Genomic DNA, 21,775 nt, shown 5'->3' on the forward strand with positions numbered 1-21,775 from the left:
CTAAAGGATACTAAACTTTATATCTTGACTGGAAATATTGATTGCTATTTGAGAGTCCTATCCCATTTTAGCAAAGCTAAAATGATGGAAGGACCTTGTTCAGAATGTCCCAAGGTGCAAAGCAGCTTGGATGACATTTACGAACAGTTTGAGGTTCATAAATAAAATAATACAGTAGCGATAGCGCTAGGGATACACCTATCTCCATACCGAACATAGAAGTTAAGCCTAGCAACGCCGATGGTACTCGGAGGGCGACCTCCCGGTAGAGTAGGAAGCTGCTGAATAAAATAAGCCCGTCCGGATCAAGGAGGACCCTCCATGGAATGGTCGAGCATAGTGAGAGGTGATGTTGCAGAATAAGTAAATCTATTCTGCTCATCACTTTGTTTCTTAGGCGGCTTTGTATTTTATGATGTTTAAATCTTTATTTTCTATTTTTGATGCTAGTTTATTTATGTTTAGTACTATTGATAAGAGGCATATTTTGCTTATTATATTTTCTTTTCCTCTATGATGGGATCTATTGTAGTTTAGTCCTGACTTTATTTTTGAAAATGCTCCTTCAGCTTGGATTGATCTATTTAATCTTTCTTCTATTCCTTGGTCAGATATTATGTTTTCTAATGATTCTTTCCTATACTTTTGGAAGGTTTTCGCTATGTAGATTCCTTTAGTTTTTTGACCATCTTTGTTCCAGTCGAAAGATCTGTAGACTTTTGTTATTGTTATGTATCAATTTTTCTTTCCAGATGATTGGTATAATGGTCCCTGACATTAGAGGGTATTTTGAAAGCCAATCAGCCTATGAGCTTGAAAAAAAGCTTTATGAGTTTGGTTATACTACACTTCTTTGCGTTACAACTGACACCTATGAAAAAAGGTCTCCTACCCTGATGTCTTGGTTGAAAGCAAGGTTGAAGCAATTATTTGTGTGGGTTCTACCTATGAAGAAAAAAGATTTTAGGAAAATCTAAAAAATATGTCGGTTCTTATTCCCATGCCGATTTTAAATGTTAAAACAACTGACGAAAACGAAAAAATTGTAAACGTCTATATAGATTAAATTGAAGCTATAGACCAGACTGTCAAGCTTTTTAAGGATAATTCTTACAAGAAACCCCTCTATGTGTCTTTGGATACTAGTTATATGTCTAGGTCCTATATTGCCAAGAAATCAGGTTTTGTTGAGGCTCTTTATAAGTATTATGACGATGCGAATTTTGTTGAATTTAAAGTAAAAGACCCAGAGGAAGACCTCTTGAAATTAATCGATTTTCTAAGGAAAAACGTAGAATTTGACTCAATCCAATTTGAGTTAGATAGGCTTGCTGTAAATACCTATAAACTTATGGCAAATGAAGAAATAAAAATCCCTGAAGACCTTGGCATTATAGGTTTTGACAATATCCATGCAAGAGACTTTACCGACTAAGCCATAACTTCCATAGATCAGAGAATTTCCGATCAGATAAATTTTGCAATTGATAATCTTCTTAAGATTTTAAATGATGAAGAAGCTCAGATAAATATTGCCCTCGAGGCAAAATTAATTGAAAAGGAAACAACTCTTAGGGGTATTAATATATAATAAGCTTTTGTTTAGGAAAGCAAATATTTGATATAGAAAAAATTGGAGGAATGATCATGACAAATTTTATTGAATCTTTCGATGGCACAGCTTTATTTTACAACAAGGAAGAAGTAAAAAATGCCAAGGCTGCAGTTGTTATTGTCCATGGATTGGCAGAACATTCTGGTAGGTACGATTATGTGGCTGAGAAATTTCACAATGCAGGTTTTTCGACCTATAGGTTTGACCACAGGGGCCACGGCAAGTCTGAAGGCGAGAGGGGATATTACAAGGACTACGAAGACATGCTAGAAGATGTAAATGTAGTTGTAGATAATGCTATAGAAGAAAATCCTGATAAGCCAGTATTCTTGCTAGGTCATTCTATGGGTGGTTTTGCAGTAAGCCTTTACGGGGCAAAGTATAGGGATAAAAACCTTGTTGGAGTCATAACTTCTGGTGGTCTTACCCACGATAATAATAAGATAACTGAAATGGTAGGTCCTGGCCTTGACCCACACACAGAACTTCCAAACGAGCTTGGCGACGGGGTTTGCTCTGTAAAAGAAGTTGTAGAAGCCTATGTTGCTGACCCATTAAACCTTAAAAAATACCAACTGGGTCTTTTATATGCATTAAAAGACGGAATAGCTTGGTTTAAGGAAAATGAAAAAGACTTTTCTTACCCAGTTTTAATTCTCCACGGCAGGGACGATGGCATAGTTAATTTCAAAGATTCCTTTGACTTTTTTGAAAACAACTCTTCTAAAGACTGCCAAATTAAAATCTATAAGGGTCTTTACCATGAAATCATGAATGAATATGCCAAAGACGAAGTAATTGGCGATATCATTACTTGGATAGATAATAGGCTATAAGCAAAAAATTAACATTAAAAACGCTAGGGGAAATTGAGCTGAACCCGTAAACACGGAATAATTTAATAATATTTTAAACGGAATGTAATCTGTACATAACAGGAGACATTCCGTTTAATTTTGTCTTAATCATTGTACCATTTAATATATTTTTCTATCTCTTTTCTTAATTATTTATAATTCTAAATTACTATAAGTAAATCAATGTAAACTTATATTAGTTTGAGTAAAAATATAAAATAAAGGCAATAATAGCTGTTTACGTATTATAAAAAATACTTGACAAGATTGGTTTACAAGAGTAAACTTATTTTAAGCATTGAGTCTACAATTGTAAACGACAAGGAGGGAAAGAAAATGGATGCAATAGTATATAATACTCATATCACAGATGCTGAATGGGAAGTCATGCGTGTAGTTTGGGCAAATGATCGAGTAACTAGTAAAAAAGTCATCTCCGTATTGAAAGAAAAAATGGACTGGACACAATCTACTATCAAAACGATCTTAGGTCGATTAGTTGAGAAAGGCGTACTAAATACAGAGCAGGAAGGTAGAAAGTTTATTTACACTGCCAATATTGAAGAGAAAGAAGCCGTAAGGGATTATACAGAGGATATTTTTAACCGTATCTGCCGAAAGAAAGTCGGAAATGTAATAGGAAACATCATTGAAGATCATGTCTTAAGCTTCGATGATATAGATCGATTAGAAGAAATATTAGAGAAGAAAAAAGCTTTCGCAGTAGAAGAAGTGGATTGCAATTGTCCAGAAGGACAATGCGAGTGTCATTTACATCATCATTAAGAATAAGGAGGTATTTAAAATGAACAATAACAACAAACATTCATCCCACAGTCACCATAATCATGGCGACATGGATCATTCAAAACATGAGCACGTAAGCACGGAAGAACATGGAGACCATAAGGATCAACATTACGACCATCATGCCCACCATGACCACAGTGGGCACGGTGGGCATGAGCATCATCATCACGGTAACTTTAAGGAACTTTTCTTAAAGTCATTACCACTAGGAATCATTATTATGCTCTTATCCCCTATGGCTGGGTTTGACCTACCATTCCAGTTTACTTTTCCATATTCTGATATTGTAGTAGCTATTTTATCTACTATATTAATTATTTATGGTGGACGTCCATTCTATCAAGGTGCAGTTGACGAATTTAAACAAAAAGAACCTGGAATGATGGCTCTCGTTTCTTTAGGTTTAAGTGTTTCATATTTATATAGTATTTATACTGTAATAGCAAGCTACGTAACAGGTGAACAAATTATGGATTTCTTCTTTGAATTTGCTTCATTACTATTAATCATGTTATTAGGTCACTGGATTGAGATGAAAGCTATTGGACAAGCAGGAGATGCACAAGAAGAACTGGCTAAGCTGGTACCAAAAGATGCTCATGTTGTATTAGAAGATGATTCAATTGAAACACGTCCAGTTGCTGACTTAAAGGTAGGTGATTTAATTCGTGTTCAAGCTGGGGAAAATGTGCCAGCAGATGGAACTATCGAGCGTGGCGAATCACGTTTAAATGAAGCTCTTCTAACTGGGGAGTCAAAAGCAGTTAAAAAAGGTCCTGGCGATGAAGTAATCGGGGGCTCAACAAATGGAGAAGGGGTTCTTTATATTAAAGTGCGAGAGACAGGTGATCAATCCTTCATCTCTCAAGTACAGAATCTAATCAGCCAAGCTCAAAGTCAGCCTTCCAGGGCAGAAAATATTGCTCAAAAAGTTGCAGGGTGGCTCTTCTATATTGCGGTAACTGCCGCACTAATAGCTTTTGTAGTATGGATGCTTATAGCGGACATCCCAACGGCAGTAAAATTTGCTATCACAACATTAGTTATAGCTTGTCCTCACGCCTTGGGTCTGGCTATTCCATTGGTAACCGCCCGTAGCACAAGCTTAGGAGCTAGTCGTGGCTTACTAGTAAAAGACCGCCAAGCCTTAGAAATAGCTCAAGATGCAGATGTGATGATTTTAGATAAAACAGGTACTTTAACAACTGGTGAGTTTAAAGTATTAGATGTAAAACTTCTTAATGACAAATATACAAAAGAGGAAATCATTGCCTTACTGGCAGGTATTGAAGGAGGATCTAGCCACCCAATTGCTCAATCAATTATTAGTTTCGCTAACCAGCAAGATATAAGTCCAGTATCTTTTGATTCAATTGATGTGATTTCCGGTGCTGGAGTAGAAGGCAAAGCCAAGGGCCATAGTTACCAATTAATCAGTCAAAAAGCATATGGACGTAATTTGGATATTGATATTCCAAAAGGAGCTACTCTCAGTATATTAGTAGAAAACGATGATGCCATTGGTGCTGTAGCTTTAGGAGACGAATTAAAGCCAACCAGCAAAGAGTTAATAAAAGCTCTTAAAAAGAACAATATACAACCAATTATGGCAACAGGTGATAATGAAAAAGCGGCTTTAGGTGTATCAGAAGATTTAGAGATTGAATATAAAGCAAATCAATCTCCACAAGATAAATATGAGTTAGTAAAAGCACTTAAAGATGAAGGAAAAAAAGTTATCATGGTAGGTGACGGTGTCAATGATGCCCCTTCTCTTGCCTTGGCAGATGTTGGTATAGCTGTTTGTGCTGGGACTCAAGTTGCATTGGATTCAGCAGATGTCATATTGACTCAATCCGATCCAGGAGATATTGAATCATTCATTGAATTAGCGCACAAAACAACTCGTAAAATGAAACAAAACCTCTTTTGGGGAGCCGGCTATAACTTTATAGCTATCCCTCTAGCTGCGGGAATTTTGGCCCCTATCGATATAACATTAAGTCCTGCATTAGGAGCAATTCTAATGTCTTTGTCAACAGTCATAGTCGCAATTAATGCAATTTTATTAAGATTAGACCCAAAAAAATGACAGTTAACGCATAGAATAATTGAAACTCTTTAAAGAATAAAATACCATAATTTTACAGAAGAGGAAGAGATGTAAGTACTTTAAAAATCATCTCTTCCTTTTTTTATTGTTTATAAAGACCTTATTTATAATGAATAAAGACCATTAGACTGATTATTTTAGCTTTGTCCGAATTTCGAAAGTTAATAAATTAGGGGAAAAGTACCAGTGCTCACTATTTCAACTAGCAAAATATTACGAAAAACAGACAAGGAGAAGGATACATTTGAATTCAAAGTGAAAGTATAAATGGATAAGGAGGGATATTTCCTGATAAGTGGATTGTAAAAAGAGGTTTTGATAATCCATAAATATATGTTTTACTATATCTAATATAGAAAATAAGCCAGTATATATTGTGGAAGAAAGTATCCCTTATATATGTAGACTTCATGGATGTCGAGTGAAACTAGACTTAGTCATTTGAATGAGTTTTTTAGTATCTAATTTATATGTGATAAACAATACTCAATTTATTGATTGAATTTTTACATAGATTAATCTATAATGATTATGTAATTATTTTGTAATAATTTATTTACTTATTTTTGAAAGGATTATCTATGGCTAGTTTTAAAAATAAATTATTGGCTCTTACTTTTTGTTTTGCCTTTGTTTCTTCTTCTACTTCTTATGCATCAGATCTTGTTAGGTATAATGATATAAATCTTGACGAGGTTTTGGATGACAATGGTATTTATTATGATAAAAAAGAAGTAGAAAATAGGATTAAGGAATATATAAATAATCCAAGTGAGGATGTTGTTCCAGATTTTAAGCCTATTGAAGAAACAGTTACTGAGGAAACTACAGTGAAAGACAATGGTGAAGTTGATATTACAGAAACTACTGAGACCACATATGAAGATCAAAAAAAGGAACCTATTTATTCTAAGACACCAGTTTATAAAAAAGTTGTAGATATTTCGGAGCACCAAAATCCTAGTTTGATTAATTATGATAAGTTTGCCAAAAGTATCGATGGTGCAATCCTACGTACTTCTATTATGGATGCAGACACCTTAAATATCAGGACTGATTATCATCTAGAAGAACACTATAGGCAGCTTAATAGTAGGGGAGTTCCTTTGGGATTCTATCACTATTCTCGCGCTATCAACCCTAGAGAGGCTATAAGAGAAGCTGAATATGTAAGTAGAGTTTTAAAAAATAAAAATGTATCTTATCCTGTTTATATAGACATAGAGGATGACAAAAGGCAAGCAAAGGCGTCTAAGGCCGACATTTCTGAAGCTGCTGAAGCCTTTATACTAGCCATGAGAAGAAATGGCTATGTATCTGGTATATATTCATATCCTTGGTTTGCCAATAACTATTTGACCAAAGATGTGAGAAATAAATACGAATTTTGGATAGCTGATTACGCATCAAAGAACTTTACCAAATATAATGGTTCTGATTTTGACTCTTGGCAGTTTACTGACAAGGGGTACTATAATGGATATAAATATAATGTAGATACAAGTGTAGTCTATAAAGATTATCCTTTGATTATTAAGGGTAGATCTAAAAAGAGCATGGATAAGCTTGTAAGTGAAATAATAGCTGGCAGATGGGGTACAGGTGCCGAGAGGAAAAAACGCCTCACCTATGCAGGTTATGATTATAATATCGTACAAAAAGCCGTTAATGAAAGATTAAAAATTACTAGAGCTTAAGGAGGAAATTATGGCAGAATTAAAATTTGATATAGTTGAAAATCTTGGAGTACTTTCTACAAATGCTAAGGGATGGACAAAGGAACTTAACCTTGTTTCTTGGAATGAAAGGGATCCAAAATATGACATTAGAGATTGGAATGAAGATCACACTAGAATGAGCAAGGGTGTAACTCTTACTAAAGAAGAAGCAGAAGTACTAAAACATATCCTTGCAGAGGAGGAATTTTAGTGAGCGATAGGGATAAGCTATTTGAAATATTTGATGAGCTTGATATCAAATATGATATGGTAGAGCATCCAGCTGCTGAAACCACAGAAGAAGCTGATAGGTATATAGAAGGCAAGGAAGGTGCTAGGACTAAGAATCTTTTCATGGCCAATAGAAAGGATAGGCAATACTATCTTATCGTTATGGACGATCAAAAGATGATTAGTATAAAAGATTATAACAAGCTTTTGGATGAAAAAGGCATGCACTTTGTTCAACCGGAAAAGATACTGGAAATATTGGACCAAGAAGTTGGTATAATCTCAGTGTTTGGTCTTATTAATACTGATGAAGATATCAAAGTTATCTTTGACAAGGATATGATCGACGAAAATGAAATTATGACCTTCCATCCAGATGACAATACGAAGACAGTCTTTTTAAAGAATGAAGATGTATTCAAATTTGTTAAAAATGCTGGTTATGATTATCAAATATTTGACTTCCAAGCAATTCCAGAATTTTAAAAAATAAGGGGGCTGTTGCAAAAGTCCTAACATAGAAAAAAGACGAGGAAACTAAACATCCTCGTCTTTTTCTGATACAATGTATTTATGAAAACCGTTACAAATACATCATCACTAACTAATTTTACACTAGTTAATGATACAATTCAATTAAAATTAAACTTTAATACAGAAATATACATTCAAAATGATGTTAAACTAAGGCTTGTAAAAAAATATAAATTGAAAGGATAGATCTAGCAGAATTAAAAAAAGTACTCATCATTTGGAAGAAAACCTACTGTAAATCCAGTAACTATGCTGGAAATAATAATATTCTGCTATTCAGAAGGAATATTCTCATCAAGGGAAATAGAAAAATCATGCAAATATGATCTAAGAATAAAATATTTACTAGATGGACAAAACCCACCAGATCATTCTACCATAAACAGATTCAGACAAAAAATAGTAGAACTAACACCCAATCTATTAAATCAAATGGTCCAAATACTAATAGAAGAAAAACAAATAGACCTATCAAGCATATACATAGACGGAACAAAAATAGAAGCCTACGCCAACAGATACAGTTTTGTATGGCGAGGAAGCATAGAAAAATGGCAAGAAAAACTAAGAGTAAGAATAATAAAGCACTTCGATTTAAGTAATGAATTAACCCCATCCCAAGTATTAGAAATAGTAAAAATAGTATTTAATCAAGTAAGTAAAGAATGTAAAGAAAAAAAGATAAACTTTGTACATGGGCAAGGCAAAAGAAAACACCAACTTCAACGAGACTATGAACAATTAAAAGATTGGAAAAACAAACTAGAAACTTACAATAAACATTTAGAAATAATGGGCGATTACAGAAACTCCTACTCAAAAACAGACTATGATGCAACCTTCATGAGAATGAAAGAAGACCACATGAGAAATGGTCAACTAAAACCAGCCTACAAAAAATTAGCCCGTCCGGCTCGTGGAGGACTAGCAAGTGCATCAGGCTTCATCATAGGAGAAAATGTATCACACCATCCATCCGATATGTACACCCTAAAACCATTCTTAAAAAAACTACAAGAAAACTATCCAAACAAACTAGACAAAATAGTAGCAGATGCAGGATATGAAAGTGAAGAAAACTATGTATATCTAGCAGAGAACAATCTAACATCCTACATAAAACCATCAAACTATGAAAAATCCAAAACACGGAAATATAAAAAAGAACAAGCATTTAAGGAAAGCTTAAACTATGATGAACATCAAGACAAATACATATCAGAAGAAGGTAAAGAATTCGTAAGATGTAAAGATAGATATAGAAAAAGAAAAAGCGGATATGTAACAACAACTAAAGTCTACAGGTGTTTCGACTGGAACAAAGATGGTAAAAAAACCAAAGGAATCTACATATCAGAAACATTCCAAAAATATAGAAAAGAATCCTTAGAAAACATAAGATCAGCCCAAGGAATAGAAGAAAGATTAAACAGATCAATCCAAGCAGAAGGAGCATTTTCCAAAATAAAATCAGGACTAAACTACAATAGATTCCACCACAGAGGAAAAGCAAATATAATAAGTGAAATATGCCTATTGTCAATGGCACTAAACTTAAACAAATTATCATCAAAAATAGAAAAAAGAAACTTAGAAATCATAAAATATAAAGCTGCCTAAGAAAAAAATATTAAAATGAGGAGCTCTATTACTTGAACCTAATTTTAAAGAAAATGTGGAAAAATTTATCCTCATGTTTAAAAACTGTACAGAATATTATGGCTTGATATAAATATACAATAAAAAAAGTGATGAGCAGAATAGATTTTCCTATTCTGCAACACCACCTATTTTTTTATTTATCAAATTTTTCCTTATTGATTTCAAATACTTTACTTAGACCTATAAGGCTTAGTGATGGTATTTGTGTAGATGTAGATTTTGCCAAAAAGTTTGCATATTTGCCTGTAATAATTATTTCAGGTTTTTCATTATTTAATTTTCGTTCATCAATTATATCTTTTACGATTCCCCAGCAAGCGTTTTGATAGGCGTGGAAAATTCCACTTTGGATTGATTTTGTTGTGTTATTTCCTAGGATTTTCTCAGGTCTTAGAATTTCTACTTGGGGAAGTTTGGCACTTTCTTGGTGTAGAGATTTTTCAAAAAGGTCAATTCCAGGAAGGATTACTCCACCTAAGAATTCTTTTTTCTCATTAATATAATCAATGGTAGTAATAGTTGAAGCTGATATAATTATGATGTTTTTATCATAGAAATCACTTGCTCCAACAGCTCTGATTATTCTATCTGTGCCGACTTCTTTTGGATTTTCACATTTTATATTTATTCCTGTCTTTACACCAGGAGAAATTATTATTGGATTTTTATTAGTAATTTTTTGTGAAATTTTACTGTAGCTTTCTAATAATTCTGGGACAACTGTAGAAATTATTACATGATTAATATCAGAAAAATTAATTTCCTTATCCATTAGCATTAGCTTTATGATGAGGTAAATCTCATCTACCGATTTATTTTTGTCAGTTGTTATTTCAAAATTTCCTATTAGCTTTTTATTTTCAAATATTCCTACATTTGTAATTTTGTTTTCAATATCAATTGCAAGTAACATTTTACCTTCTCGTATTCTTTACAGCTTTTACTACTGATGTTGCAAGAATGACAGAAAGTATTGCTTCTGGAATACCTGATGTGATTGATACTCCTAGTATTGCTGATTTGGCACTTTCTAGTGGAATATTTACTGCTTTTACGTATTTTTCAGCATAGATTACATATATGCCACCTAGGACAAGTATGGTATTTGTCATAGATCCTACAAAGGCACCTATAGCTACTGGGAAGTCTAGGGTAGGTGTTTTTTGTGAATAAATAAGTAAGCCAATTGTAATTATAAGTAGAATTACAACTAAGACTATGTTTAGTGTTGATGCACCAGTTTTTATATTTCTATATAGTAAGTAGGCTAGTCCAAGTAAGATTAGTGTCCACAATACTTTTGTTAGTACTTTTAATGTTTTTTCATCTTTGCCTTTAAGGGCGCTGTAAGCATAATATGAAGTAATACCTATAAGTATCCTTGGGACTATTGATATAAGTGGGTTGTAGAATACAAAAGATACCGGATTAGGTCTAATGATAGCATTAGCTAGGGATGATATACCAAATATCAAACCTACTAGTGCGCCTACTAGTGGTCCTTCTACAATGGCTGCAATGATTACTGGAATATGCATGGTTGTAGCATTGATTAGGCCAAGTGGTATTAGACCTAGTGGTGTAAGGGAAAGTACCACTGTTATAGCACCGAGAATGGCAGCTGTAACAAGTTTTTTGCTCGTTAGTTTTTCTTTTTTCATTTTTACCTCCTGATACGGTTCATATTGATATCGTTCTTTCTTTGTTCACTAACTTTGCTTTTATTTTGCTAGGATCAGTTAAGTATCCTGCCTTTAAATAAGCTATATAAATTATAGCATAAAAAATCAGATAGTAAAGTTATTAGTTATAAATATAACGAGTAATATTTAAGTGTCTTATCTTTAAAAACGGTATAATACTTCTAGACTTTATGAAGAGGGAATTATGGAAGATATAAAAACACCAAGTCACGTTGCTATAATACTTGATGGGAACGGGCGTTGGGCTCAAAAAAGAAATATGCCAAGGACTTTTGGCCACAAAAATGGAGCGGAAAATGTAGTCGATATAGCTATCCACGCCAAAAAACGTGGAGTAAAATATTTGACCCTATATGCATTTTCTACCGAAAATTGGAAAAGACCAAAAAAAGAAGTTGACTATTTGATGAAACTTCTTATTAAGTTTGTAAATGATAAAATTGATCAACTTATGGAAGAAGATTGTAAGCTGAACTTTTTGGGAGATTTGTCTGCTATTCCTGACCAAACTAGAAAGGCAGTCGAATTAGCACTTGATAGAACAAAGGATAATAAATCTCTGTTTATAAATATTGCTTTAAACTATGGTGGTAGGGACGAGCTAGTCCACGCTTTTAAAAATATTGTTAACGATGGGTACAAGGCAGAAGATATAGATGAAAAACTCATTTCTGAATATTTATATACTAAAGATATACCAGACCCAGATTTATTAATAAGACCTGGTGGTGAGCTTAGAATATCAAATTTTTTGATTTATCAAATTGCCTATAGCGAGCTATATTTTACTGATAAGCTATGGCCAGATTTTTCTTATGAGGACTTTGATAAGGCCATAGAAGAATATTCTAGACGTAACCGCCGCTTTGGAGATGTCAAATGAATTTGCTAAAGAGAACTTATGGTGGAGCTATAATCCTACTTGTGATATTTGCCATAACATATTTTGGTCACATATCATTAAGTATTGGATTTACAATATTTTCCCTTATAGCAATAAGGGAGATTACGGAAGCTTTTGCCAATATTGATATAAAACTTCCAAAAACTTTGTTATATATTTGTGATTTAGCCATAATGGGGGCTGCATACTGGCAAGATAAAGATGCTTTTATTTTGGCAATTATTTTTTCTGTCATAGCGCTACTAATTTATATGATATTTAAGGAAGATGTATCTTTTTATACAATTAGTATTGGGATTTTTATCCTTATGTATATCCCTACTTTGATGGGGACTATTATTAGAATCAGAGACATAAAATATATTTGGCCTTTATATATCACAGCTTGGGGATCTGATACTTTTGCTTATCTAGTGGGTTCTATTATTGGCAGGAGTAAAATCAAATCAATAGCTCACATTAGTCCAAAAAAGACTATCGAAGGCTGTATAGGTGGTATAATTGGAGCTTTGGTTTTAAATTTGATTTATCATAAATATAATTTAGTTGGTATTAATACATCTTATGTTATAATTTTTTCAGTATTTGGAGCTATCTTATCTCAAATTGGGGATTTGGTGGCAAGTTTTATAAAGAGAAAAACGGGAATAAAAGATTTTGGCAATATAATCCCAGGCCATGGGGGCATTCTAGATAGGTTTGATTCTATGATTTTTATTGCGCCAATCCTTTATCTTTTTTCCATCATGTAAGGAGAATAAATGGGAACAATTATTATAGCTATTGTGATGTTCTTACTTTTGGTAACAATCCACGAGTTTGGACATTTTATAGTGGCAAAATTATCCGGCATAAAAGTAAATGAATTTGCCGTAGGTATGGGACCAGAGATAGTCTCAAATCAGAAGGGAGAAACAAAGTATTCTCTAAGGCTTCTACCAATTGGTGGATATTGCGCTATGGAAGGGGAAGACGACGAGTCAAATGATCCAAGAAGCTACGACAACGCACCTGCTTACAAGAGATTTTTGACAATCCTTGCAGGGCCTCTTATGAATCTGATACTTGCAGTTATTGTGTTTACTATAGTTGCCTTTAACAGTGGAACTGCTACAAATTCTGTTGGTGGATTTACTGACGATTCAAAGGCAAAAGAAGCTGGAATTATCTTGGATGATGAGATCTTGAGTGTTGGAGATAGGGAAATTAAAGATTTTACTGATATTTCAAAGAATCTAACAAGTTTCTATGAGGCTAATCCAAAAGATAAGCCAGTGACTGTTAAGGTTAGAAGAGATAATGAAGAGAAGTCCTTTGATATCATCCCATCATTTCAAGATGATATGGCCTATATTGGTGTAACGGCCAAGATGCGCGATGTGGGATTTTTGGAAGCTATTGGACTGGGTTTTAAAGAAACAGGTCGAAATATTAAACTTATTTTTACTGTTTTGGGCAATCTATTTACGGGCAAACTTTCCTTTGGAGCCCTAAGTGGACCAGTTGGCGTAGTAAAGGAAATTGGCAATCAAGCTCAAAATGGAGTGATGAATGTCCTATACTTTTTGTCATACATCAGCGTTAACCTTGCAGTTTTCAATTTGATACCATTTCCAGCCCTTGATGGATCAAAGATATTTACAAATCTCTATGAGATGATTACAAAAAAAAGGGTCAACAAGAAAATAGAAGAAAAGGTGACTATTGCAGGATTTATAATCCTCTTATCTTTGATACTAATAGTCACAATAAAAGACATATTTACACTTTTTTAAGGAGATGTAATGAGAAAAAATACTAGAAAAATTTATGTGGGAGAAGTTGCAATTGGAGGTGACTCTCCTATTTCTATCCAATCAATGACAACAGCTAAAACTAGCGACATAGATGCTGTAGTAAGGCAAATCAACGCCCTAGAAAAAGCAGGCTGTGACATATCTAGATCAGCTGTAAATGATATGGATGATGCAAAAGCAATCCCCGAGATTAAGAAGAGAACCAATCTACCTTTTGTAGCAGACATACAATTTGACTATGAGCTAGCCCTTGCTGCTGTAGAAAATGGGTGTGACTGCCTAAGATACAATCCAGGAAATATTGGTAGTGAGGATAAGGTTCGCGAAATTGTCGAAGCTTGCAAGAACAAGGATATTCCTATAAGAATTGGTGTAAACTCTGGCTCTATTTCTAGAGAAATTGTGGACAAATTTGGAGGAGTGAATGCTGATTCTCTTGTGGCAAGTGCCATGGCAGAGATAAAAATCCTAGAAGATATGGATTTTTATAATATGAAAATATCTGTCAAATCCTCTGATGTAAACACTATGATAGATGCTTACAGGAAGCTATCAGATCTTGTAGACTATCCACTTCACCTTGGTGTAACTGAGGCTGGTCCTTTGTACCAAGCCCTTGTGAAATCATCAATCGGCATAGGATCTTTGCTTAAAGATGGGATAGGAGACACTATCAGAGTTTCCATAACAGGAGATCCTGTAGAAGAGGTAAAGGCCGCAAAGACAATTCTAAAGGCACTAAACCTACGTCGCGATGGCCTTGACATAGTATCATGTCCAACTTGTTCAAGAACAACAGTAGATTTGGAAAAAATCGTAGCAGAAGTAGAAGAAAAGTCAAAAGGCATGGGTGTAAATGCCAAGGTTGCAATCATGGGCTGTCCTGTAAATGGACCTGGTGAATCAAAGGAAGCTGACTATGGAATTTCTGCAGCAAATGGCATGGGATTCCTATTTAAAGATGGAAAGACAATCAAAAAGGTAAAAGAAGAAGAAATAGTGGACACACTTTTGGAAGTTTTAAAAGAAAGCCATCTAAATGAAAATTGATTTAAGTAAGTTCGTAGAAATCAAAGAAAATGAATATACTATAACAAATGCCATATATTTTAAAGAAAATAATGAGCTAAAATTAACCATAGAATCGAACCTCGACCATCTTGATGAAAAGATAAGGTCATCTTTAGACGAGTATTTTTCTTATGTGACACTCACAATTGAATTTATAAAATTATCTCCAGCTGTGGAAGAAGATTCTGCTGGCAATGATACTACAGAAAATATAAATGAAGTAGAAATCATAGAAGATCAGGACTTGGAAATAGAAATTCGTGAACCTTACAAGGAAGATGAAGAAGATAGTGAGAGTGATTCTTGTGATGATCTCCTAAAGAAAAAGGAAGAAGAGCTAAATGCGCGCATAAGCCATGCCATTGATAACAGCAAGAAAGAGGAGAAAAAGCAAGAAGAGCCAGTTGACGGTTTAAATTTTGGTAGAAAGATTAGGGAAGATGTGATTCCTATTTCAGAAATTTATTCCAAAAAAGGTCTAAGAGTTTCACTTATCGGAACTGTCTACGGCCTAGATGTCTTCCAAACCAAAAACAATTACTTTATTTATACCTTTGACTTAGAAGATGAAAGTGATGCCATAGCTTGCAAAATATTTGCATCTGAAAAGACTAATCCTAAGCTTGCTGATCTTAAAAATGGTATAGGGATCCAAGTAGAGGGAGTACTAAATTACGATGACTACGCCCACGATGAGGTCTTTACAGCCAATTCAGTAATTCCTGCAACAATTTCCAAAAAAATCGACACTGCTATAGACAAGCGCATTGAACTAGAAGTTCACAGCAAGATGACAAACCTAGATGGCTTTGTGGACAATGCTGACATTGTAAGAGTTTTAAATGATTGGAATTGGGATGCAATTGGCATCACAGATACGGCTACTCTCCAAGGCTTGCCAGATCTTTACGAAGCTATAATAAAAACTGGCAAAAAGATGCTGCCGGGTGCTGAACTTTTGCTAGTAGAAGATGAACTAAGGATACTAACTAACCTATCTGAAAACCCTGTTCCTAGAATCAAATATATAAGAGACCAGGAATTTGTAGTTTTTGACTTGGAAACTACAGGACTTTCTAGATTTGCTGATAAAATCACAGAAATTGGCGCTGTAAGAGTAGTTAATGGAGAGATTACAGAAATCTTTAATGAGCTAGTAAATCCAGAAAAGCTCATTCCTGATAAAGTCATAGAGTTAACAGGAATTACCAATGAAATGGTCATGGATAAGGATAATATTGATGAGGTTTTACCAAGATTTCTTGATTTTGCAGGAGATGCCATACTAGTTGGCCAAAACTCTGACTTTGATATTGGATTTGTAAGGGAAAATGCAAGGAATCTTGGCTACGAATTTTCTCCGATTTACATGGATACTCTACCTATGGCTCGAGCCTTGTTTGACGATATGGGTAGATTTTCTCTTGATAAAATAGCTAGAAAGTTAAACATACCAGCCTTTAACCACCATAGGGCCAGTGACGATGCTAGAGCAACTGCTCAAATTTTCATAAAGATGTTTGATATGATAATGGAACAAGATGTTGATTTAGCTAATATTAATAAGCTTACCACACATTATCCAAAGGCTAAATTCGAAACATTTTCTGCCATAGTCTTTGCCAAAGACCAAGTTGGCTTAAAAAATCTATACAAGCTTATTTCCAAATCAAGGATGGAAAATTTTGCCAACGAGGGCAAAACTCCTATTTCCCTACTCAAGGAACACAAAGAAGGCTTGTTAGTTGGAAGCGGGGGCCATGAAGGCTTACTTTTTAACTATCTTTTAAATGGATATCCACAAAGTAAGGTAGATAGCGCCCTGGAACTTTTCGATTTTCTCCAGGTAGAGCCTCTTGAAATCTTTGCGGATGAAGTTAACAATGGAAAGATAAGAAGTTTTGACCAAGTAAAAGAGATAAATACCAGGATAATAAACCTTGCCAAAGAAAACGGCAAGCTATCTGTTGCAACAGGCGGGGTGAGATATCTTAAGCCAAGTGATTATATCTTGAGAAATATCCTCCACAAGGGCCAATATTTTAGATACCACGAGAATAGGCCACTTTATTATCTGAGAACTACAAAGGAAATGCTAGATGGATTTTCTTATCTAGATAGGGATTTGTCCGAAGAGATTGTAATTAAAAATCCAAAACTGATTGCAGAGCAAATCGAAGATATAAGGCCGATTCCTCCTGGAACTTTCCCACCAAAAATTGAAGGATCTGATGAAAAGCTCAGAGATGCTTGCTTTACAAAAGCCAAGTCAATCTATGGTGATCCTTTGCCACAAATTGTAGAAAATAGGCTAAATCGTGAGCTAAATTCCATAATTTCAAATGGATATGCAGTTTTATATATCATAGCCAAGGAGCTAGTAGGTAAGTCAAACAGAGATGGCTACCTTGTTGGCTCCAGGGGTTCTGTTGGGTCATCATTTGCAGCTACTATGGCTGATATTACAGAAGTTAACCCACTTTGCCCTCACTATGTGTGTCCAGAGTGTAAGCATAGTGAATTTTTTGAAGAAGATAGGCTAGGGGCAGGAATTGACTATCCAGATAAGAATTGTCCAGTCTGTGGAAGTCCTATGAATAAAGATGGTCACAACATACCATTTGAAGTTTTCCTAGGATTTGAGGGAGACAAGGAACCAGATATAGACCTAAACTTTGCTGGAGAATACCAACCTACAATACACAAATATACTGAAGAGCTTTTTGGTGAGGGCAAAGTATTTCGTGCTGGAACCATAGGTGCTATCCAAGATAACACGGCCTTTGGCTACATCAAAAAATACAGCGAAGAATACAATGAAACATTCACCAATGCCCAGATTAGGAAACTTCAGAGGGGACTTAAAGATGTCAAAAGAACAACTGGCCAGCACCCGGGTGGACTCATTGTTGTGCCAAATGACATAGAAATATTTGACATAACACCCATCCAATATCCAGCAGATGACCCAAAAGATGACATCAAGACAACCCACTTTACTTACAATATGATGCACGAGACCCTGCTAAAACTTGACTTGCTTGGCCACGATGTACCATCTATCATCCGTGCCCTCCAAGACCTGACGGGAACTGATCCCCTTAAGATAAAGATGGGCGATCCAGAAGTTATGAAGATATTCTCAAACACTGAGCCACTTAATATCAAGCACGACTTTTCCAATAATGAGATTGGAACTCTTGGAATACCAGAATTTGGAACTAACTTTGTGCGAGGCATGTTAAAAGAAACATTTCCAACCAAGTTTTCTGAAATGACTAGGATATCAGGCCTATCTCACGGAACAGACGTATGGAACAACAATGCTCGTGACATAATTGCAGCAAAAACTGCTGGATTTGATGAGATTATATCAACTCGTGATGATATCATGAACTCACTGATTCAAAAGGGCCTTGATAAGAAAAAGTCATTCCAAATCATGGAAATTGTAAGGAAGGGAAGATCCCTATCTGAAGAGCAATTGGCCTATATGAGAGAAAATGGTGTGCCAGAATGGTATATAGAATCATGTCTTAAGATAAAATACCTATTCCCTAAGGCTCACGCTGTAGCATATTGTTTGATGAGTTATCGTATAGCATATTATAAGGTTTATTATCCAAGGGCCTTTTATGCCACATATTTTAATACCAAGGTCAATGATTTTGTCTACTCAATAATCATAAATGGTCTAGAATCTATACAAATGGCTCTCAAATCCTACCAAGAAAGGTATGATCTCACGGCTCGCGATGAAAACATAAGAAAAGTGTTGGAAGTAGCTGAAGAGATGTATGCCAGGGATATTATGATTGATAAGGCCGATCTGTATAAATCTGAAGCAACAAAGTTTATCCTAAGTGAAAAAGAAGGCTACATATTGCCACCACTTAGCTCAGTAGACAATGTTTCAGAGGCTATGGCCATAGATATAGTAAATGAACGAGAAAAAGGCGAATTTATATCTATTGAGGATCTAAATTCTAGGACTTCCATAAACAAAAACGCTATGGATTCACTAAAGAATTTTGGAATCATAGATAATATGGGCGAAGAAAATCAAATAAGTCTATTTGATGGAATTTTCTAATGTCTAAAAAAATAATAATTGTAAGATATAATATGAAATTTGCCGAAAAAAGCTATAAGGATTGTAAAAATAATATAATAAAATGCCCTACATTGGATTTTCCAATAGTTAGGGCATTTTTTATGAGTTAAGCGGACTAAATTCTGTTTCTGTAAAAAATGATTTTTTATTTCTAAAACCAAATACTGAAATAACCACTTGTGGGCAATTAACCAAAAGTGCTTCTAATCTAGGGTCATAGTAGGTTGTGACTAAATCAGACTCTTCTTTTTTGTAAATTTCTTCATTGCCACCTTTAGTAGAAATGTTAAGCTTTATGGTAGAGATAGAACAGCAACCAATGGATGATTCTATATCTTCTCTGATAAATATCTTATCTATATTTTTTCTTTTTATATAGTCCTGTGCTTTTTTGTTATAAATAAATTTCATAAAATATATCCTTTTAAAAATAGGGGGCAAAGCCCCCTAAAATTATTATTGCAATATAATTGCTGAAATTCTGTCTTTGTTTTTCTTTGATTTACTTACTACAAAATATGTGTAAGCTATTGCAATTACCGCACCAATTATTAGTGATAGATTGTAGTTCATACCAAAACCAACTGCTGGATCGTATAGGATAAATGAAAATACTATAAATGTATAGAATATTCCAGGAATTAGAGCTATACGATAGTTTTTGCCGCCATATAGTAAGTGGCTTGTTGCCATTGCTAGTGCAAATAGTGCTACTAATTGGTTTGTAAATCCGAAGTATCTCCAAAGCATATTAAATCCATTTGGATTTGATTTTGCCCAGTAAAGTAAGAATATTGCAGGAACAAATAATACTGCAGCTACTCCAATTCTTTTTGCTGGTACTTTTTGATCTATATTTAATTCTTCAGCTACAATAAGTCTAAGTGATCTAAATGCTGTGTCTCCAGATGTGATTGGTAGTGCGATTACACCTATGATAGCTAATAAACCACCAACTTTTCCCATGAAAAATCTTGAAACTTCACCAACCATAAGGGTTGCACGAGTATCCATTGGAACAACACCTTGTGATAATAAAACTATAGCACCGGCAGCCCAAATCATAGCTATAAATCCTTCTGCAATCATTGTTGAGTAGAATGTTGCTCTGTTTTCTCTTTCAGAAGCTACTGTTCTAGAAACAAGGGTTACTTGGGAACCGTGGAAGCCAGAAAGGATACCACAAGCTACAGTTATGAAAAATGATGGGATGAATTTTTGTCCTGTTGGGTGCTCAGCAAGTAGGCCAGCTCCTTGGAAAGATAAGTGTCCAGCACCTCTAGTAAGAACACCTATTAAAACTCCTACAGCAGATACAATTAAAAATGCACCAAATAATGGATAAATTCTGCCGATTAGTTGGTCAATTGGTAGTACTGTTGAAAGTATGTAATATAAGAAAATAATACCATATATTACCCATATTGTATTTGAACCTTCTGGAAGGCTCATAAGGTCATTTGCAATCAAATCTCCAGGTGTGTAAACAAATACAGTTCCTGTAAGAAGCAAAAGTACTGCGATAACTACATTATAGAATTTACGAGTACCATTTCCTAAATATTTACCAACTAATTTTGGAACTTGAGCTCCTCCATTTCTCATAGAAATACTACCTACAAGAAAATCGTGTACTGCTCCAGCAAATACGCATCCAAGAGGGATAGCTATAAATGCAATTGGTCCAAATAAAATACCTTGTATTGGTCCTAATATTGGGCCAGTACCAGCTATGTTTAGTAAGTTTATAAGCCAGTTTTTCCATTTTGGCATAGCAACAAAATCGATACCGTCAGCCTTGCTAACAGCTGGGGTTTCTCTATCATCTATACCTAGTTGATTTTCTACGTATTTTGAGTAGAAAAATCCACCAACTAGAAGGATGACTAAACCTATTAAAAATAATGCCATATAATACCTCCTTATTATGTATTAATTATAATGACTATTAAATTATAAACATTAAATATAATAATTGCAAGTTTTATAGCAGAATAGAATAATAAGCAAGTTTATTTCTTTATAATGTATGCAATTTAGATAAATGTTATACTATTATTTTATGAGATTTGATAAAAAATTATGGAATTATATAGGTGAATATAAGGAAATAAGTACTTTTTATCAACCATAAATGTTGGTAAAAAAAGTGGGGCTGTTGCAAATTGATAGATATCTATCGTTCCATCATTGGAGTGCACTCCCAGAAAGTTTGAGGTTTAGCCCGCCGGCTCAGGGAGGTAATTAGCCCGTCGGCTGACAGAGACCTTTCTGGGAGGGTGCTCGAATGATATAGGAACGATTTATCTATTTTGCAACATCCCCAACTTTAATATTAGTCAAGTTTAACTGACGAAAATTCTGTTTGAGAAACTAATGTTTTCATATTGCCAATGCCAACAGCTGTTATTATTATTTCTGGTGAACTTTTTAAAAACTGGTTTATAGCTGGGTGATAATTTGTATTTATACCATCAAAATAATCCTTGATATACTCCTTGTCATCTTTTACATGACTTTTTATATCAATTCTTACACCTCGGATTCCACAACATCTGCTGCCAGTTAGGACTGGTTTTATATATACATTTTTAATATTTTTATCTTTGATATATTCTTTTGCAATGTCTGTATATACAACTTTCAT

The 21,775-nt window shown here is 34.4% G+C and carries 19 protein-coding genes, 1 rRNA gene and 1 pseudogene; 15 read left to right on the forward strand and 6 right to left on the reverse strand.

Annotated elements, in window-relative coordinates; all coding sequences use genetic code 11:
* Window positions 1–170: 170 nt before the first annotated feature.
* A 5S ribosomal RNA gene (gene rrf / locus BN38_RS02610) occupies window positions 171–287 on the forward strand.
* Between the two features lie 106 nt (window positions 288–393).
* On the opposite strand, the gene BN38_RS10890 is transcribed toward rrf, so the two are convergent.
* A complete protein-coding gene (locus tag BN38_RS10890) occupies window positions 394–732 on the reverse strand; it encodes a transposase (RefSeq protein ID WP_326544529.1) in 339 nt (112 codons plus the stop codon).
* A 418-nt stretch (window positions 733–1,150) separates the two neighbouring features.
* Here BN38_RS10890 and BN38_RS11320 point away from each other — a divergent pair, with 418 nt between their 5' ends.
* The 9 genes and pseudogenes from BN38_RS11320 to BN38_RS11515 all read left to right on the forward strand — a co-directional run bounded on the left by BN38_RS11320 (window position 1,151) and on the right by BN38_RS11515 (window position 9,498).
* A complete protein-coding gene (locus tag BN38_RS11320; protein ID WP_230197715.1) occupies window positions 1,151–1,435 on the forward strand; it encodes a type 1 periplasmic-binding domain-containing protein in 285 nt (94 codons plus the stop codon).
* Window positions 1,436–1,647: 212 nt separating this feature from the next.
* Window positions 1,648–2,451, forward strand: coding sequence for an alpha/beta hydrolase (locus BN38_RS02625; protein ID WP_044565422.1), 804 nt, complete (start codon window positions 1,648–1,650; stop codon window positions 2,449–2,451).
* 357 nt (window positions 2,452–2,808) lie between these two features.
* The gene (locus BN38_RS02630) at window positions 2,809–3,258 is read left to right on the forward strand and encodes a CopY/TcrY family copper transport repressor (protein ID WP_044565423.1); all 450 of its coding nucleotides are present in this window, start codon (window positions 2,809–2,811) and stop codon (window positions 3,256–3,258) included.
* A gap of 19 nt (window positions 3,259–3,277) precedes the next feature.
* The gene (locus tag BN38_RS02635; protein WP_044565424.1) at window positions 3,278–5,374 is read left to right on the forward strand and encodes a heavy metal translocating P-type ATPase; all 2,097 of its coding nucleotides are present in this window, start codon (window positions 3,278–3,280) and stop codon (window positions 5,372–5,374) included.
* A gap of 602 nt (window positions 5,375–5,976) precedes the next feature.
* A complete protein-coding gene (locus BN38_RS02640) occupies window positions 5,977–7,092 on the forward strand; it encodes a GH25 family lysozyme (RefSeq protein WP_049944430.1) in 1,116 nt (371 codons plus the stop codon).
* Window positions 7,093–7,102: 10 nt separating this feature from the next.
* Entirely contained in the window at window positions 7,103–7,324 is a 222-nt protein-coding gene (locus BN38_RS02645) for a YdbC family protein (protein WP_044565426.1), read from the forward strand.
* On the forward strand, window positions 7,324–7,830 hold the full coding sequence (locus BN38_RS02650) for a YbaK/EbsC family protein (protein WP_044565427.1): 507 nt from the start codon (window positions 7,324–7,326) through the stop codon (window positions 7,828–7,830). The genes BN38_RS02645 and BN38_RS02650 overlap by 1 nt, the downstream gene beginning before the upstream one ends.
* A gap of 288 nt (window positions 7,831–8,118) precedes the next feature.
* A pseudogene (locus BN38_RS11510) lies at window positions 8,119–8,298 on the forward strand (transposase); the annotation flags it as partial.
* A gap of 12 nt (window positions 8,299–8,310) precedes the next feature.
* Entirely contained in the window at window positions 8,311–9,498 is a 1,188-nt protein-coding gene (locus BN38_RS11515; RefSeq protein ID WP_407636498.1) for a transposase, read from the forward strand.
* Between the two features lie 175 nt (window positions 9,499–9,673).
* Here the strand turns inward: BN38_RS11515 and BN38_RS02660 are convergent, their stop codons facing one another.
* Both BN38_RS02660 and BN38_RS02665 read right to left on the reverse strand, forming a co-directional pair.
* Window positions 9,674–10,453 carry a type III pantothenate kinase gene (locus BN38_RS02660; RefSeq protein ID WP_044565429.1) on the reverse strand — a complete coding sequence of 260 codons (780 nt, stop codon included), beginning with the start codon at window positions 10,451–10,453 and terminating at the stop codon, window positions 9,674–9,676.
* Between the two features lies 1 nt (window position 10,454).
* Window positions 10,455–11,201 (reverse strand): ECF transporter S component, encoded by a 747-nt coding sequence (locus BN38_RS02665; RefSeq protein ID WP_044565430.1) that lies wholly within the window; start codon window positions 11,199–11,201, stop codon window positions 10,455–10,457.
* 226 nt (window positions 11,202–11,427) lie between these two features.
* Between BN38_RS02665 and BN38_RS02670 the strand changes: the two genes are divergently transcribed.
* Genes BN38_RS02670 through BN38_RS02690 form a run of 5 tightly spaced genes read left to right on the forward strand, consistent with a single transcriptional unit; the run spans window position 11,428 to window position 19,107 of the window.
* The gene (locus BN38_RS02670; protein ID WP_044565431.1) at window positions 11,428–12,126 is read left to right on the forward strand and encodes an isoprenyl transferase; all 699 of its coding nucleotides are present in this window, start codon (window positions 11,428–11,430) and stop codon (window positions 12,124–12,126) included.
* Window positions 12,123–12,899, forward strand: a complete 777-nt coding sequence (locus tag BN38_RS02675) for a phosphatidate cytidylyltransferase (protein ID WP_044565433.1) — start codon at window positions 12,123–12,125, stop codon at window positions 12,897–12,899. The genes BN38_RS02670 and BN38_RS02675 overlap by 4 nt, the downstream gene beginning before the upstream one ends.
* Before the next feature lie 9 nt (window positions 12,900–12,908).
* Window positions 12,909–13,922, forward strand: a complete 1,014-nt coding sequence (locus BN38_RS02680) for a M50 family metallopeptidase (RefSeq protein WP_044565434.1) — start codon at window positions 12,909–12,911, stop codon at window positions 13,920–13,922.
* A gap of 9 nt (window positions 13,923–13,931) precedes the next feature.
* Complete coding sequence (gene ispG, locus BN38_RS02685) at window positions 13,932–14,993, forward strand: flavodoxin-dependent (E)-4-hydroxy-3-methylbut-2-enyl-diphosphate synthase (protein WP_044565436.1); 1,062 nt, start codon at window positions 13,932–13,934, stop codon at window positions 14,991–14,993.
* A complete protein-coding gene (locus tag BN38_RS02690; RefSeq protein ID WP_084593735.1) occupies window positions 14,983–19,107 on the forward strand; it encodes a PolC-type DNA polymerase III in 4,125 nt (1,374 codons plus the stop codon). Before ispG ends, BN38_RS02690 begins: the two co-directional genes overlap by 11 nt.
* A 120-nt stretch (window positions 19,108–19,227) precedes the next feature.
* On the opposite strand, the gene BN38_RS02695 is transcribed toward BN38_RS02690, so the two are convergent.
* The 3 genes from BN38_RS02695 to BN38_RS02705 all read right to left on the reverse strand — a co-directional run bounded on the left by BN38_RS02695 (window position 19,228) and on the right by BN38_RS02705 (window position 21,775).
* Entirely contained in the window at window positions 19,228–19,539 is a 312-nt protein-coding gene (locus tag BN38_RS02695) for a hypothetical protein (protein ID WP_044565437.1), read from the reverse strand.
* A gap of 45 nt (window positions 19,540–19,584) precedes the next feature.
* Window positions 19,585–21,039, reverse strand: coding sequence for a carbon starvation CstA family protein (locus tag BN38_RS02700; protein ID WP_044565438.1), 1,455 nt, complete (start codon window positions 21,037–21,039; stop codon window positions 19,585–19,587).
* A 424-nt stretch (window positions 21,040–21,463) separates the two neighbouring features.
* Window positions 21,464–21,775, reverse strand: a complete 312-nt coding sequence (locus BN38_RS02705) for a hypothetical protein (RefSeq protein ID WP_044565440.1) — start codon at window positions 21,773–21,775, stop codon at window positions 21,464–21,466.

The organism is Anaerococcus provencensis (assembly GCF_000312365.2).
Taxonomy (GTDB): Bacteria; Bacillota; Clostridia; order Tissierellales; family Peptoniphilaceae; genus Anaerococcus; species Anaerococcus provencensis.